This is a genomic window from Paraburkholderia sp. UCT31 (assembly GCF_014397655.1).
Lineage (GTDB): Bacteria > Pseudomonadota > Gammaproteobacteria > Burkholderiales > Burkholderiaceae > Paraburkholderia > Paraburkholderia tuberum.
In genome coordinates this window covers 129,608-144,094 of the sequence record NZ_VZQP01000017.1, presented here as the reverse complement: position 1 = coordinate 144,094, position 14,487 = coordinate 129,608, and the positions used below count along the sequence as shown (strand labels likewise).

Here is a 14,487-nt window from a genome sequence, read left to right as displayed (position 1 = left end):
CCCTCTGTTCCGCGCGTCCAGCCCGCCGCGCCCGGTCCGCGTGCGGCGTGCGCCCTGCTAAAATCACCGTTTCGTCCCACCGCAGGCACCCCCGATCCTTATGTCAGCACCCGCCACCGACCTCCCAGCAGGCGCGCCGCCCGGCCGCCGTCAGATTCTCGTCACGTCGGCCCTTCCTTACGCGAACGGGCAGATTCATATCGGCCATCTGGTCGAATATATCCAGACGGACATCTGGGTCCGGGCGCTGCGAATGCACGGCCACGAGGTCTACTACGTCGGCGCAGACGACACGCACGGCACGCCGGTGATGCTGCGCGCGGAACAGGAAGGTCTGACGCCGAAACAGCTGATCGATCGCGTCTGGCTGGAACACAAGCGCGACTTCGACAGCTTCGGCATTTCGTTCGACAACTACTACTCGACGGACTCCGAGGAAAACCGCGTGCTCAGCGAAAACGTCTACCTCGCGCTGAAGGAAGCGGGGCTGATCGACGCGCGCGAGATCGAACAGGCGTACGACCCGGTCAAGGAAATGTTCCTGCCGGACCGCTTCATCAAGGGCGAGTGCCCCAAATGCGGCGCCAAAGACCAGTACGGCGACAGCTGCGAAGTCTGCGGCTCGACCTACCAGCCCACCGAGCTCGTCAATCCGTACTCGGTCGTCTCGGGCGCGACGCCGATTCGCAAGACCTCGACGCACTACTTCTTCCGCCTGTCCGATCCGCGCTGCGAGAATTTCCTGCGCGCCTGGGTCGGCGGCCTCGCGCAGCCCGAAGCGACCAACAAGATGCGCGAGTGGCTCGGCGACGCCGGCGAAGCCAAACTCGCCGACTGGGACATCTCGCGCGACGCGCCGTACTTCGGCTTCGAGATTCCGGGCGCGCCCGGTAAGTATTTCTACGTGTGGCTCGACGCGCCGGTCGGCTACTACGCAAGCTTCAGGAACCTCGCCGAAAAACGCGGCCTCGACTTCGACGCGTGGGTCCGCAAGGGCTCGACGGCCGAGCAGTACCACTTCATCGGCAAGGACATCCTGTATTTCCACACGCTGTTCTGGCCCGCGATGCTCGAGTTCTCGGGCCATCGCACGCCGACCAACGTGTTCGCGCACGGCTTTTTGACGGTCGACGGCGCGAAGATGTCGAAGTCGCGCGGCACCTTCATCACCGCGCAAAGCGTGATCGACACCGGCCTGAATCCGGAATGGCTGCGCTACTACTTCGCGGCCAAGCTGAACAGCACGATGGAAGACCTCGACCTGAATCTCGACGACTTCCAGGCGCGCGTGAACAGCGATCTGGTCGGCAAATACGTGAACATCGCGAGCCGCGCGGCCGGCTTCCTGATCAAGCGCTTCGACGGCCGCGTGCAGGACAGCGCGATGCATCATCCGCTGCTCGGCACGCTGCGCGCGGCGCTGCCGCAGATCGCCGCGCACTACGAGGCGCGCGAGTACAGCCGCGCGCTGCGTCAGACCATGGAGCTCGCCGACTCGGTCAACGCCTACGTCGATACCGCCAAGCCCTGGGATCAGGCGAAAGACCCGGCCAACGCGGTCGCGCTGCACGAGACCTGCAGCGTCAGCATCGAGGCGTTCCGTCTGCTGTCGCTGGCCCTGAAACCGGTGCTGCCGAAGCTCGCCGAAGCGGTCGAGGCTTTCCTCGGCATCGAGCCGCTCGTGTGGGCCGACGCCACCGTGCCGCTCAGCTCGGCGCGCCCGATCAACGCGTACAAGCATCTGATGACGCGCGTCGATCCGAAGCAGATCGAGGCGCTGCTCGCGGCCAATCGCGACTCGCTGCAGGCCACGCCGGAAGCGGCGCCGGCCGACGCGAAGGCGAAGGCGAAGGCCCACGCCAAGGCCGTCGCCGCGAAGGAAGAAGAGGCCGGCATCATCACGATCGACGACTTCGCGAAGGTCGATCTGCGCATCGCGAAGATCGTCGACTGCAAGGCGGTGGAAGGCTCGGACAAGCTGCTGCAACTGACGCTCGACGTCGGCGAAGAGAAGACCCGCAACGTGTTCTCGGGCATCAAGTCCGCGTATCAGCCGGAGCAGCTGATCGGCAAGCTGACCGTGATGGTCGCGAACCTGGCGCCGCGCAAGATGAAGTTCGGCATGTCCGAGGGCATGGTGCTGGCGGCATCGGCGGCGGACGAGAAGGCCGAACCGGGCCTCTACGTGCTCGAGCCGCATAGCGGCGCGAAGCCCGGCATGCGCGTGAAGTAACGCGCGGCGCCTTCGGGCGCCTCGCCCCACCTCGCCGCAGGCAGGTATGACGAAAACGGCACGCTTCCAGGCGTGCCGTTTTTTATGTTGCCCGCGTCACCACGAGATCCGGTCGAAGCGCCGCGTGTACAGCACGTCGGCGCCATAGAACGTGCCGCCATACACGACCAGCGACCAGTATCGCGTCAGATTGATCGTTGCCTTGATCGCATTGCTCGCCGACTGCAACCCCTGCTCGTAGCCGATCACGAGCCGCTCGTTGATCGCCTTCGACACCATCACGACTTGCGGATCGGTCAGGCCGACCTCGCTGCGGCCGATCGAAAACTCGTCGAGCCCGACGGTCTGCGCGATCCGCTGACCCGTCGCGCTGCCGAGCAGCGCGAGCGCGGTCGTCATCGTGCTCTGCTGGCCGAGGTTATTTCCCTGGTCGGTGCCGTGGCCGAACAGCAGCCACGACAGTTTTTCGTTGTCCGGCACGCTTGGCTCCGACACGAGCCGCGCGACCGGCGCCTGCAGCGTGCCCGTTACCTGTACGCCGGCCTCGACCTGCTGGTTGCGGCGCATCGCGAGAATGTTGATGCCCGGATTCGTGACTGGCCCGTTGAACGTGAAGAAGCCGTTCTCGATCGCGAGCTTGCGGCCGAATGCGGTGTAGGTCGAACCCGGCGTGACGCGCACGTTGCCGACCGCGCGCAGCGGCGTATTCGGCGCGCTCGTCGCGGTGATCGTGCCGGCGAGGCCGAGATCGGCGCCCTTCCCACGGAAGCGGAAGTCGTTGCCGAGGCCGATCTCGATGTTCGCGCGTGGCGCGAACGGGCTCGCCGGCGGCTGGCCGCCTTCGCTCGGACGCGGCCGGCCGCCCGAGCGCGTGCCGTCCGGGCGGATGATCACGACGTCGTCGCCGAGGCTCGGCGCGGCCTGCTCGGGCAGATCGAACCGCGCGCTGTCGACCACGAACTTGCCGTCGATCACGGGGCCGCGCTCCACGCCGCCGTTCGAGATGTTCGCACTGCCCGACAGCGACAGATGGCGGTCCGGCGACGCGAACACATCGAGCTTGTCCGCGACGATGCTCGCGGTCATGTCGGGCTCCGAGCTGTCGAGACGCACGCGGCCGGTCGCGCGCAGCGTGCCGCTCGCGCCGTGGAACTCGACCTGCTGGAAGTCCACCATGTTCTGCGACAGCGCGATGCGCACGACCCCGTCCTTCAGTTGCACGCCCTGGCTCACGACCGTCGCGGACAGACCGTCGCCGGTCAGCGAGCCGGTCACGTTCGGTTTCGCGACCGTGCCGCCGAGCGCGAGCTTCAGCGCGAGATGGCCGTCGAGCAGATAGCTGGGGCCGAGCAGGCCGCCCGTCGTGCGCAGCGACGGCACGTTCGCGTTCACGTTGCCCGACAGCGCGCTTTGCGGATCGACGCTCAACATGCCGTCGCGCAGTACGAGCGGCGTGTGCGCGTCGGCATCGATCACGCCGACGCGGCTCGCCTGCGCATGCACGGTCGCATTGAGCCGGTTGCCGCCGGTGAATTCGGCGCGCGCTCGGATGTCGCCAATGCCCATCGACGCGAGCCCGCGGCCGATCTCGACCGTCACGTCGCCGCTGCGCCGGCGCAGCTCGATGTGGCCGCTCGCCGTCGCGCCGAGCGAGAAGTCCCAGTCGCCGTCGAACACGAGGTCGGTGCGCACGGCGGGCGGCTCGCCGGTGATCTGGCGACGCAGCTCCTGCAAGTGCGCGAGCGACACATCGGTCAGGCTGCCGGCCGACTGGATGCGGCCGTGATCGAACGCGAATGACTTCAGGGTCAGCACCGAGCCTTCGATCGTCAGGCGCGTTGCGCCGAGCGTGAGGTGCCCCGGCCCGGCGCTGAGCGCGAGCGGCGATTCGAGATTGAGCGCCGGCGTGCCGCGATTCTGCAGACGCGTCACGGTGCCGTCCCAGCGCGAGCCGTCGCGCGTGTCGGTCAGCTTGCCGTTGGCGGCGAGCGTCAGATCGAGCGGTCGGTCCTGCAGCTTGCCGGTCGCGGCGGCTTCGAGCGTGTGGTTCGCGCGTGTGCCGGACAGGCGGGCGGTCAGCGTGGCGAGGTCGACGCCGCCCGCGTTGACATTGCGCGCGTCGGTCGTGAACGCGAGCGCGCCGTTCGCGCCGTCGCGCAACTCGGCGTGGCCTTCCGCATGGCCGATGCGGTTGCTCGCGAACACGACGCTGTCGGCCTTGTAATTCAGCGTGACGTTCGGATGCGCGAACGAGCCGGTAACGTCGCCGTCCGCGGCGACCGCGCCCGCGAGGCCGAAGCCGAGCCGATCGAGCTGCGGCGCGTCGATGCCGAAGCGCAGCCGGTCGCCGGCCGCGCCGAAGCTGCCTTGCAGATTCACCTGGTTGCCCGCGACCGAAAGATTCGCGTGGCTCGGCAGGATTCGCGAGCCGGCCAGCTGGATCATGCCGCCGCCCGTGAGCGGCAGGTCGTTGTAGACGCTCGGACCGAGCGTGAATTCGGCGCGCGTCGTGAAGACCCGCGCGAGCACACCTGCTGCCGTGACCGTGGCGTTCACGCGCGCCTCGATCCTGCGCGCTGGCGGACCTGCCTGCGCGGCTGCGCGTGGCGCAGGGCCCGCGCGATGCGCGGGCCCTGGCGACCTGCGCTCGAGCACTTCGGTCTGCGCCGCGGCTTGCGCGGTGTTCTTCGCGATGGCGGCTGCCTGATCGCCGGGCGCCGCGCTCTTCGCGCCGGCGGTGCTGCCCACGAGCGCCGCGGCTTGCGCTTGCCGCTCGCGTTGCGCGCCGCTCGCGGCGGACGCGCCGGATGTCGTGACAGGCGTGCGGGCGGGCATCTGCGAGGTCAGCGACAGCGGATCGAAATCGGTCAGTTGCGCCTTCAGGTTGTAGGTCGAGTTCTCATCGTGCTTCAGCGCGCCCGATAGATCGATGCGGCCACGGCCCGACGTGACGCGCACGTCGTTGAAGCTGATGCGTGCCGGGTCGAACGTAATCTTGCCTTGGGCGCGCAGCGCGGCGGCGGGGTCGGCGAGATCGAGCGTCAGGGTCTGGATGTCGTCGTTCAGGCGGATGCCGATCGGGCCGGACAGCTGCGTCGGCCGCACGGTCGCCTGCAGCGCGTTCAGGTCGAGCCGCGCGACGCTCAGATCGAGCCGGCCGTGCCGGCCGCTCAGCGCACCGCCGCCGGTGAGCGTCGCGTTACGCACGAGCCGCACGTTCAGGTTCGAGATGCTCTGCGTGTGGGCGTCGAGGCGCACGTCGGCGTTCGCATCGATCAGCGGCAGCAGTTTCTGGTCGATTGCGCCGGGTTTCGCGTTGACGATCGAGACATGGCCGGCGACGGCGAAACCCGCCGCCGGTTTGGCCGGCGCGTGGTGGCCGCCGATGATGTGGTGCGGATGGCTGGCGGCCGACGGTTTCGCCGCGCTGGCTGTGCCAGGGGCGGTCGCCGCGCCCTGCTCGACCGGCTGCAGCTCCGCGCGCACCGCCAGATCGGCCAGCGGCGCACCCGGCGCGAAAGCCTGCGGATTCACATGATCGAAGCTCAGCGTCGCGCGCTGCAACGGCACCGCGGCGAACGGCGCCGCTTCGACCCGCGCGTGGCCGGCGAGCTTCATGCCGCTCGCGTCGAGCTCGGCGACGAGCTGCTCGAGCGTGCCGCTCAGGTGGCCGGCCACCTGCACCGCTTCATCGTTGACCTTGCCCGCATAACCGACTTCGCCGGTGAGCGGAAACGGCCGCACGCCATCGAGTTTCGCCGCTGCCGTCAGCGCCCCGAACGGCGTATCGAGCCGATCGATCGCGGCCTCGTGATGACGCCCGTCGCTGCGTCCATGAAACGCGAAGCTCGACAGCTCCGTCGTCGACGCGCCCTGGTGCAGCAGCAGCCGCTCGACCTGCACGTCGCGGATCTCCAACTGCATCGGTAGCTGCAGATCCTGCGGCAAGCTCAGCGGCTCGCTGGTGCTCGCCGACGACGGGCCGACGCGCGCCTCGATCGTGCCGACGTGCAGGTAGTCGATCGTGAACCGCCACGGCTCGCGCGCGAGCGCCCAGCGGCCCGCGACGCGGTCGATCTCGATGTCGGTGCCGCTGCCGTCGAGGCTGCGCCAGCGCACGTCGCGCAGTTGCACGCCGCGCGCGAGCGTGCCGCCGTCGAGCGTGCCGGCGAGCCGGCCGCCGAGCAGCTTCACGGCCGCGTGCCACGCGTACGCGGTGCCGCGCTCGGTCGTCAGCGCCCCGTACAGCAGACCGACCGCGAGTGCGGCGAGCAGTACCAGCATGACCACCGTGCCCGCGACCGACTTCAGCAGCAGTCGGCCCCAGCGCCGCTTCGGCGGCGGCGTGTCGGGCGGCTGCTGCCCATCCGGCGGTCCTGGCGGCATGGCGCCGGGCGGCTGCGCGGGGGGCGGGGCGGTGACGTCGGTGGTCATGCGTGAATACGGTGGCAAATAAGGTAGTGGGTTGTCGTCAAAACGTCAGAACGCGATGCCGAGCGTGATATACGGCCGCACCCGGTTATCGCGGATCCCGTAAGCGACATCGAGATTGACCGGGCCGACCGGGCTGCGCCAGCGCGCGCCGACGCCGGCGCCCGGATAGAAAACTTTTTCGCCCCAGGTGTCGGTCGCGGTGCCGATGTCGAAGAACACGGCCGCGCCCCAGTTGTGCGAGAACCAGTGCTGGTATTCGGCCGCGCTCGTCACCAGGTACTTGGTCGGCAGGATCGAGCCGCCGACGTTGTTACCGATGCTCTGGAAGCCATAGCCGCGCACCGAGTTCGAGCCGCCCGCGCGGAACAGCAGCGACGCCGGAATGCCCCTCGAGCTGCCGCTCGTGAATACGCCGCCGAGTTCGGCGCGGATCAGCACGATGTCGTCGACGCCGATCGGGAAATACTGCTGGCCGCGCGCGTAGCCGCGGATGAACGACTGGTCGGCGAGCAGACCTTTCACCGCGAAGCCCGCCTCGACGTGGATCAGGTTGCCGCGACGCGGGAACAGCGGGTCGTCGGTGTCGCGCCGCGTCCACGACCACCCCGGCACCAGCGCGTGCGCGCGGGTCGGCGGCGCCGCGTTCTGGTCGAGCTTATCGTCGTAGAACAGCAGCGAATAGCTGTAGTCGAGGAACTGCGACGTGCGCGAGCGCTGCACGCCGCCGCGGATGCTGTAGATGCGCGTGTCGGAGACGTCGGTGGTCGTGTACGACGCGAGCATGCTATTGGTCCACCCGTGCTGGCCCGGCGGCATCGACAGCTGGATCTGCCCGTATTGCTGCGTGTTGTCGGCGCGGCCCTCGACGGTGAACGGCCACGCCGCGCCGAACGTGTTCAGATACGTGTAGCCGCCCTGCACGAGCGGGCCGTTGTCGGTCGAATAGCCGACGCCGCCGCGGAAGCTGTGATACGGAAACTCCGACACCTTCACGTGCACCGGCGTGTCGAGCGGCTTGGCGGGGTTGTTGTCGAGGTCGATCGCGACGCTCGCGAAGTACGGCGTGTTCTGCAGTTGGCGCTGCAGTTCGGCGACAGTGCGCGTGTCGTAGATGTCGCCCGGCGAGATCGGATTGACGTTGTGGACGATGCGCTCCGGATAGCGCTTCGTGCCCTGCACGTCGAGTTGGCCCATCGTGAAGGTCGGCCCGCTGTCGTAGATCACCGACAGCTTCGCCGTGTGCGTGCGCGGATCGATCAGCGCCTCCGAGTGGTAGATCTTCGCGGCGAGGTAGCGGCGCGATTGCAGCTCGTGCAGCGACGCGTTCTTCGCGTCGTCCCAGGCGCCCTGCGAGAACGGCTCGCCCTCGTGCAGCGAGAACGCGAAGCGCGTCGCGTTTTCGCGCGATGGGTCTTCGGTCAGCACCGCGCCGCGAAACGACAGATCGACCGACGTGACTTTGGTCTGCGGGCCCGGCTCCACGCGCACGGTGACCTGCCGCAGGTTGTCGACGGTGCGCACGTCGGTGCTGACGAGCGGCGAGAAATAGCCCTGCGTCGCGGCGAGATCGCGCACCTGCTGTGGCGTCGCGGTGATCAGGAACGAGAACTGGTCGTCGGTGACGTCGGGCCGCTTCGCGAAACGCGAGATATCGAGGTTCTGTTCGAGCAGCCGGCGCAGCGCGCGCGGCTCGGCGACCACCTCGACCTTGTAGCTCGGTGCCTTGCTCGCCGCGTGAGCCTTGCCCAAGGCGAGCAGCAACATCAGGAGGCCGAGGCCGATGGCGAGCGACACACGCAGCCAGCACCGCGCGAGCGCCTCGCGCTCACGCGCGCGCCCGCGCGCCTGGCCGGTCTCGCCGCGCAACGCACGCGGCATGTCGATCGTACCTCCCGCCAAACAGGACCTCCGGCCTCAATGAATGAATTCTCGCGCCCCGGCCGCGCATGCGATCGAGGCATGCTATTTGACCACAACGCGACCCCGATCGGCCTCTCTCGTGCCCCTGGCGGAGCTCCGCGCTTCATCTCAAAAATGGGCGGCCCGCGGCGATTTTCGACCGCCCGCGACGCATGCGGTAAAATCGCGGACGACGGCGCCCTCCCCGCGGCACCGCGCAGCGGCCAGCCCGAGAGCCGCCACCCTACCCACCACGGACGTCGAGCCATGTATCAATCGGACATCACCCAGTTCCTGAACCAGCTCAAACAACAGAAGCCCAATCTGGAGGCCGAGCAACGCAAAGGCCGCGCACTGCTGTGGGACAAACAGCCGATCGATCTGGAAGAGCGCGCCGAGCAGAAAACTTCGCGCGTGCAGCAGACGCCTTACTCGTACTACCAGAACTTCTAAGCTCCCCAGTCACGCCGACGATGAGTCACGCTGACGAGGTGCATGGTCCGCTTCACGGCCCGATACACGGCCCGATACACGGCCCGGTTCACGGCCCGGTTCACGGCCCAGCGCCGGCACCGTCCGACACCGCGCTTTCCACGCCCGCCACCGATTCGACGCCCGACACGGTCGACGGCGTCGCGTTCGCGCGTCTGTACGGCGAGCCGCTGTTCAAGCTGCCGAACGACCTGTACATCCCTCCGGACGCGCTCGAGGTATTCCTCGAGACCTTCGAGGGGCCGCTCGACCTGCTGCTGTACCTGATCCGCAAGCAGAACTTCAACGTGCTCGACATCCCGATGGCGGATGTCACCGTGCAATATCTCGGCTACGTCGAGCAACTGCGCAAGACCAATCTCGAACTCGCGTCCGAGTATCTGCTGATGGCCGCGATGCTGATCGAAATCAAGTCGCGCATGCTGCTGCCGGTCAAGAAGGCCGACACCGGCGAGGAAGCCGAAGACCCGCGCGCCGAACTGGTGCGCCGCCTGCTCGAATACGAGCAGATGAAGCTCGCCGCGCAACGCATCGACCAGTTGCCGCAGCTTGGGCGCGATTTCCTGCGCGCCGAGGTCTACATCGAGCAGAGTGTCGCCCCGCGCTTCCCGGACGTGAACAGCGACGACCTGCGCGCAGCGTGGGCCGACGTGATCAAGCGCGCGAAGCTGGTCCAGCATCACAAGATTTCGCGCGAGGAGTTGTCGGTGCGCGAGCACATGAGCCTGATCCTGCGGCAGTTGCAGAATGCGCGCTTCATCGAGTTTTCCGATCTGTTCGACACGAGCCGCGGCGTGCCGGTCGTCATCGTGAATTTCATCGCCGTGCTCGAGCTGTGCCGTGAATCGCTCGTCGAAATCACCCAGGCGGAGCCGTTCGCGCCGATTTACGTGCGGCTGGCGTATCTACCGGCCTGAGCGCTGAATGACGGCCGCTTGAAGGCCGCTTGACGGCCGGACCGCGGCCGGACCGTGAAAATCTCGCTACGAACACCGTCGCAGCGAAGCTTGGCGGGCCTCAGCGGGGAGTGCGCGGCAAGCGCGCCGCGCGCCGCTCGGAAGTGCCGCCGCGTTTCGGTGCGTCCGCTGCCCAAATCCACTACAATCCGCGCTCCGAACCCGTCATTTGCCGGTGAGGCGATGACCCGCGCGATTCCGCCAGGTGTCGCGCCAACCGGATCGCGCGCCGCGCGAGCCTATCCCTGTCCGATCATGAAAGTCATCAGCTCGATCCATGAATTGCGCGACCAGTTGCGCGGCCAGAATCGCACGGCCTTCGTGCCGACGATGGGCAACCTGCACGAGGGCCATCTGTCGCTGATGCGCCTCGCGCGCCAGCACGGCGACCCGGTCGTGGCGAGCATCTTCGTCAACCGCCTGCAGTTCGGCCCGAACGAGGATTTCGACAAATATCCGCGCACGCTCGAAGCCGACATCGAGAAGCTGCAGAAGGAAGGTGTCTACGTGCTGTTCGCGCCGACCGAAAGGGACATGTATCCGGAGCCGCAGGAATACCGCGTGCATCCGCCGCACGATCTCGGCGACATCCTCGAGGGCGAATTCCGCCCCGGCTTCTTCCACGGTGTGTGCACGGTCGTGATGAAGCTGATGTCGTGCGTGCAGCCGCGCGTCGCGGTGTTCGGCAAGAAGGATTACCAGCAGTTGATGATCGTGCGCCGGATGTGCCACCAGTTCGCGCTGCCGACCGACATCGTCGCCGCCGAAACCGTGCGCGACACCGACGGCCTCGCGCTCAGCTCGCGCAACCGGTTCCTTTCGGCCGCCGAACGCGCCGAGGCGCCGATGCTGGCCGCCGAACTCAATCGGGTGCGCGACGCGGTGCTCGCGGGCGAGCGCGACTTCGCGAAACTCGAAGAGTCGGCCAAAGCGACGCTCGCGGCGCGCGGCTGGAATCCCGATTACATCGCGATCCGCAAGCGCTCGAACCTGATCGCGCCCGGCGCGCAGGACGCCAGCGCACCGCTCGTGGTGCTGGCCGCCGCGAAGCTCGGCGCGACCCGGCTCATCGACAACCTCGAAATCTGACGCCGCAACCGCCCGCGCGACCACAGTTACACTGCGCAGTCACACAGGATTGGATTGATCATGCAACGCAATATGCTGAAGTCGAAGATTCACCGCGTCGCGGTCACGCACTGCGAGCTCCACTACGAGGGCTCGTGCGCGATCGACGAAGATCTGCTCGAAGCGGCGAACATCGTCGAAAACGAGCGTATCGACATCTGGAACATCAACAACGGCGAGCGCTTCTCGACGTACGCGATCAAGGGCGAGCGCGGCAGCGGCATGATTTCGCTGAACGGCTCGGCCGCGCGTCGCGCGCAGCTCGGCGATCTGGTCATCATCGCGGCGTTCGCGGTGGTCGACGAGGCGGAGTTGAAGGCGGGCTGGAAGCCGGACCTCGTGTTCGTCGATGAAAACAACAAGATCAAGGGCAGCCGCGACCACGTGCCCACGCAGGCCTGGAGCTGAGCGAAGCTCAGCTTGACGCTTGACTGATGGCGGGCAGCCCCCGCCTCAGCCCTTCTTCCCCGCGCCGTTCGTCCACTCGACGATCGGCTGCCACTGCTCCAGATCCTTCTCCACACGGCTTTTCGCGACGTCCCACAGCGTCAGGCCGTGCGCCGCGAGCTGCACGTAGTTCTGCGTGTCGCGCAGAAAACCGAGCACCGGCAGCTTCAATCCCTCGACGAAGCGATGCAGCTGCTCGGCCGAGCGCGTGCGCGCATCGACGCGCATGCCGACCACGCCGACCTCGATCGCGCCCTTCCTGACCGCCTTTTCCTTCGCCAGCCGCTCGAGAAATTCCTGGGTCGCGAGAATATCGAACAGCGACGGCTGCAACGGCACGATCACCTTGTCGGCGAGATCGAGCGCGATGTTCAGGCGATTGCCGTGCAGGCCGGCCGGCGTGTCGACGACCGCGTGCTCGAGGCCTTTCGGCGGCTTGGCCGGCGTGTCGGGATTGACCTCCCAGGTTTCGATGTTCGGCAGCGTGGCGGGCCGTAATTCGAGCCACGCATGCGCGGAGTGCTGCTTGTCGAGGTCGGCCAGCGCGACCCATTCGCCCGCCGCGGCGAAATAGCCGGCCAGATTGGTCGATAGCGTGCTCTTGCCCACGCCGCCCTTCGGATTCGCCACCACAATCACCGACATGAAATCTCCCGGAAAGAAGGCTGGACACCGCCAGCCGGTTTGCCGCGCTATTGCTCCGTCCCCGCCGATCCGCTGTGACCGGCGTCGGCGGGCTCCACGATCGCTGCCGTTCGAAGTTCGGTTTCCAGGGACGCCCACCGGTCCAGCCGTTGATAATATCGACAAATTCAGCGCGGCCGAAGCCCCCGCATCGCGAATCGGCCGCTCCAACCCGCCGTTTTTTTCCACAAGGACCTGAATCTCATGAGCAAACTGCGCCCGGAATACACCGTCGAACGCCTGCTGGAGCGCCAGAAGGGCACGCTGCCGGACCTGCTGGGCCTGCGCGTGCTGACCTTGGAACAAGGCACGCTGGTCGCCGAACTGACCGTGCGCGAGGCGCTGCTCGCGCCGAACGGCTTCCTGCACGCGGCCACGGTGATCGGCCTCGCCGACACCGCGTGCGGCTACGCGTGCATCGCGCATCTGCCCGAAAACTCGCGCAACTTCACGACGATCGAGTTGAAGAGCAACTTCCTCGGCACCGCGACGCAGGGCACGATCCGCACGGTCGCGAAGGGCGTGCACCTTGGGCGCAGCACGCAGGTCTGGGACGCGACGGTCACCGGTCCGGACGGTAAGACCATCGCGCTGTTTCGTTGCACGCAGATGGTGTTGTACTGAGCGAACCGCGCTCGCAGCAATCGCGTTCAGGCCGATAAAAGAGGCCGGCGCAAAGCGTCACCCCAGCGCCGCGAACAGCCTGCGCATATCGACGTGCCCGGCCAGCGTATCGGCCAGCCGCTCCAGCGACGCCTCGCGCAACGCCGGATAGTCGAGCGCTTCGGCATCGCTCAAACCCGCCCATGCGAGCAGCGCCGCGCACGCGGCCGGCGTGTCGAACAGGCCATGCACGTAGGTCGCGAGAATCTGGCCATCGGCGGACATCGCACCATCGGGACGGCCAAAGTCCGCGCCGCCCTCGTGCGGGCCAGCGTGGTCGAGTCGCAGCGCCGGCGTGTCCAATGCCGGCCCGCGCGTCTCGCCCATATGAATCTCGTAGCCGGCGACGTCCGGCGTGCCGGGCAGCGCGAGGCGCCCGGTCACATTCTTCAGCGTCTTGTCGCGCGTGAGCACCGTCGCATAGTCGAGCCAGCCGAAGCCCGCGAAGGTGCCGGGTGCGCCCTCGACGCCATGCGGATCGGCGATCTCGCGGCCCAGCATCTGCATGCCGCCGCAAATGCCGATCACGCGGCCGCCGTAGCGCAGATGCCGCGCGAGCACGTCGTCCCAGCCCTGTGCGCGCAGAAACGCGAGGTCGTCCGGCACGTTCTTCGAGCCCGGCAGGATGATCAGATCGGCGGCCGGCGGCGGCGTACCCGCGCGCACATAGTGAAAATCGACCTGCGGATGCGCGCGCAACGCATCGAAGTCGGTGTGATTGCTGATGTGCGGCAGCACCGGAACGACCACGCGCAGCAGACGGCGCGAATCAACGCTCGCCGCCGCGCGCAGCTCGGGCGGCAGCATGTCCTCGGCGTCGAGCGTCAGGCCATGCAGATATGGCACGACACCGAGCACCGGCTTGCCGGTCTTCGCTTCCAGCCAGTCGAGCCCGGGCTTCAGCAGACCGATGTCGCCGCGAAAGCGGTTGATGATGAAGCCGCGCACGCGCGCCTGCTCGCTGTCGGACAGACACGCGAGCGTGCCGGTCAGGTGCGCGAACACGCCACCGCGATCGATGTCGGCGACCAGCACGACCGGGCAGTCGACCGCCTCCGCGAAACCCATGTTCGCGATGTCGCGCTCGCGCAGATTGATCTCGGCCGGACTGCCCGCGCCTTCGACGAAAATCGTGTCGTACGACGCGCGCAGCCGCGCATACGACTCCAGCACCGCCTCGAACGCGACCGGCTTGTAGTCGTGATACGCGCGCGCGTCGAGATTGATGCGCGCCTTGCCGTGGATGATCACCTGCGCGCCGCGATCGCTGGTCGGCTTCAGCAGCACCGGGTTCAGATCGGTGTGCGCGTCGATGCCCGCGGCGAGCGCCTGCAATGCCTGCGCGCGGCCGATCTCGCCGCCGTCGACGGTCACCGCGCTGTTCAACGCCATGTTCTGCGGCTTGAACGGCGCGACCCGCGCACCCGCGCGCCGCGCGAGGCGGCACAGTCCCGCAACCAGCGTGCTCTTGCCCGCGTCGGAAGTAGTGCCCTGGATCATCAGCGTGCCGCGCGGCACGGGCAGGGTGTCGGGAGGAATGGTCATTCGGGT

Annotated in this window: 10 protein-coding genes; 6 read left to right on the top strand and 4 right to left on the bottom strand. The window is 67.6% G+C overall.

The annotated features are described in order from the left end of the window. Positions 1 to 100 precede the first annotated feature (100 nt). Positions 101 to 2,233: a methionine--tRNA ligase gene (metG, locus tag F6X40_RS16785; protein WP_184065356.1), complete on the top strand. Its 2,133-nt coding sequence runs from the start codon at positions 101 to 103 to the stop codon at positions 2,231 to 2,233. A 96-nt stretch (positions 2,234 to 2,329) separates the two neighbouring features. Here the strand turns inward: metG and F6X40_RS16780 are convergent, their stop codons facing one another. Continuing rightward, positions 2,330 to 6,667 carry a translocation/assembly module TamB domain-containing protein gene (locus tag F6X40_RS16780; protein WP_187628577.1) on the bottom strand — a complete coding sequence of 1,446 codons (4,338 nt, stop codon included), beginning with the start codon at positions 6,665 to 6,667 and terminating at the stop codon, positions 2,330 to 2,332. 45 nt (positions 6,668 to 6,712) lie between these two features. Beyond that, positions 6,713 to 8,566 (bottom strand): autotransporter assembly complex protein TamA, encoded by a 1,854-nt coding sequence (locus F6X40_RS16775; protein WP_187628576.1) that lies wholly within the window; start codon positions 8,564 to 8,566, stop codon positions 6,713 to 6,715. A gap of 267 nt (positions 8,567 to 8,833) precedes the next feature. Here F6X40_RS16775 and F6X40_RS16770 point away from each other — a divergent pair, with 267 nt between their 5' ends. The 4 genes from F6X40_RS16770 (at position 8,834) to panD (ending at position 11,550) form a co-directional block, all read left to right on the top strand. Continuing rightward, positions 8,834 to 9,019: a DUF3460 family protein gene (locus F6X40_RS16770; RefSeq protein WP_184007962.1), complete on the top strand. Its 186-nt coding sequence runs from the start codon at positions 8,834 to 8,836 to the stop codon at positions 9,017 to 9,019. Between the two features lie 20 nt (positions 9,020 to 9,039). Beyond that, the gene (locus F6X40_RS16765) at positions 9,040 to 9,975 is read left to right on the top strand and encodes a segregation and condensation protein A (protein ID WP_221307657.1); all 936 of its coding nucleotides are present in this window, start codon (positions 9,040 to 9,042) and stop codon (positions 9,973 to 9,975) included. Positions 9,976 to 10,269: 294 nt separating this feature from the next. After that, positions 10,270 to 11,103, top strand: a complete 834-nt coding sequence (gene panC, locus F6X40_RS16760; protein WP_187628575.1) for a pantoate--beta-alanine ligase — start codon at positions 10,270 to 10,272, stop codon at positions 11,101 to 11,103. Positions 11,104 to 11,163: 60 nt separating this feature from the next. Beyond that, entirely contained in the window at positions 11,164 to 11,550 is a 387-nt protein-coding gene (gene panD / locus F6X40_RS16755; RefSeq protein WP_018431692.1) for an aspartate 1-decarboxylase, read from the top strand. A gap of 45 nt (positions 11,551 to 11,595) precedes the next feature. Here panD and F6X40_RS16750 read toward each other — a convergent pair whose 3' ends face one another. Further along, positions 11,596 to 12,234, bottom strand: coding sequence for a ParA family protein (locus tag F6X40_RS16750; protein WP_184059634.1), 639 nt, complete (start codon positions 12,232 to 12,234; stop codon positions 11,596 to 11,598). 243 nt (positions 12,235 to 12,477) lie between these two features. Between F6X40_RS16750 and F6X40_RS16745 the strand changes: the two genes are divergently transcribed. Then, positions 12,478 to 12,897 carry a PaaI family thioesterase gene (locus F6X40_RS16745; protein WP_187628574.1) on the top strand — a complete coding sequence of 140 codons (420 nt, stop codon included), beginning with the start codon at positions 12,478 to 12,480 and terminating at the stop codon, positions 12,895 to 12,897. 57 nt (positions 12,898 to 12,954) lie between these two features. Here F6X40_RS16745 and F6X40_RS16740 read toward each other — a convergent pair whose 3' ends face one another. Further along, entirely contained in the window at positions 12,955 to 14,481 is a 1,527-nt protein-coding gene (locus F6X40_RS16740) for a cobyric acid synthase (protein ID WP_187628573.1), read from the bottom strand. Between the last annotated feature and the right edge of the window lie 6 nt (positions 14,482 to 14,487).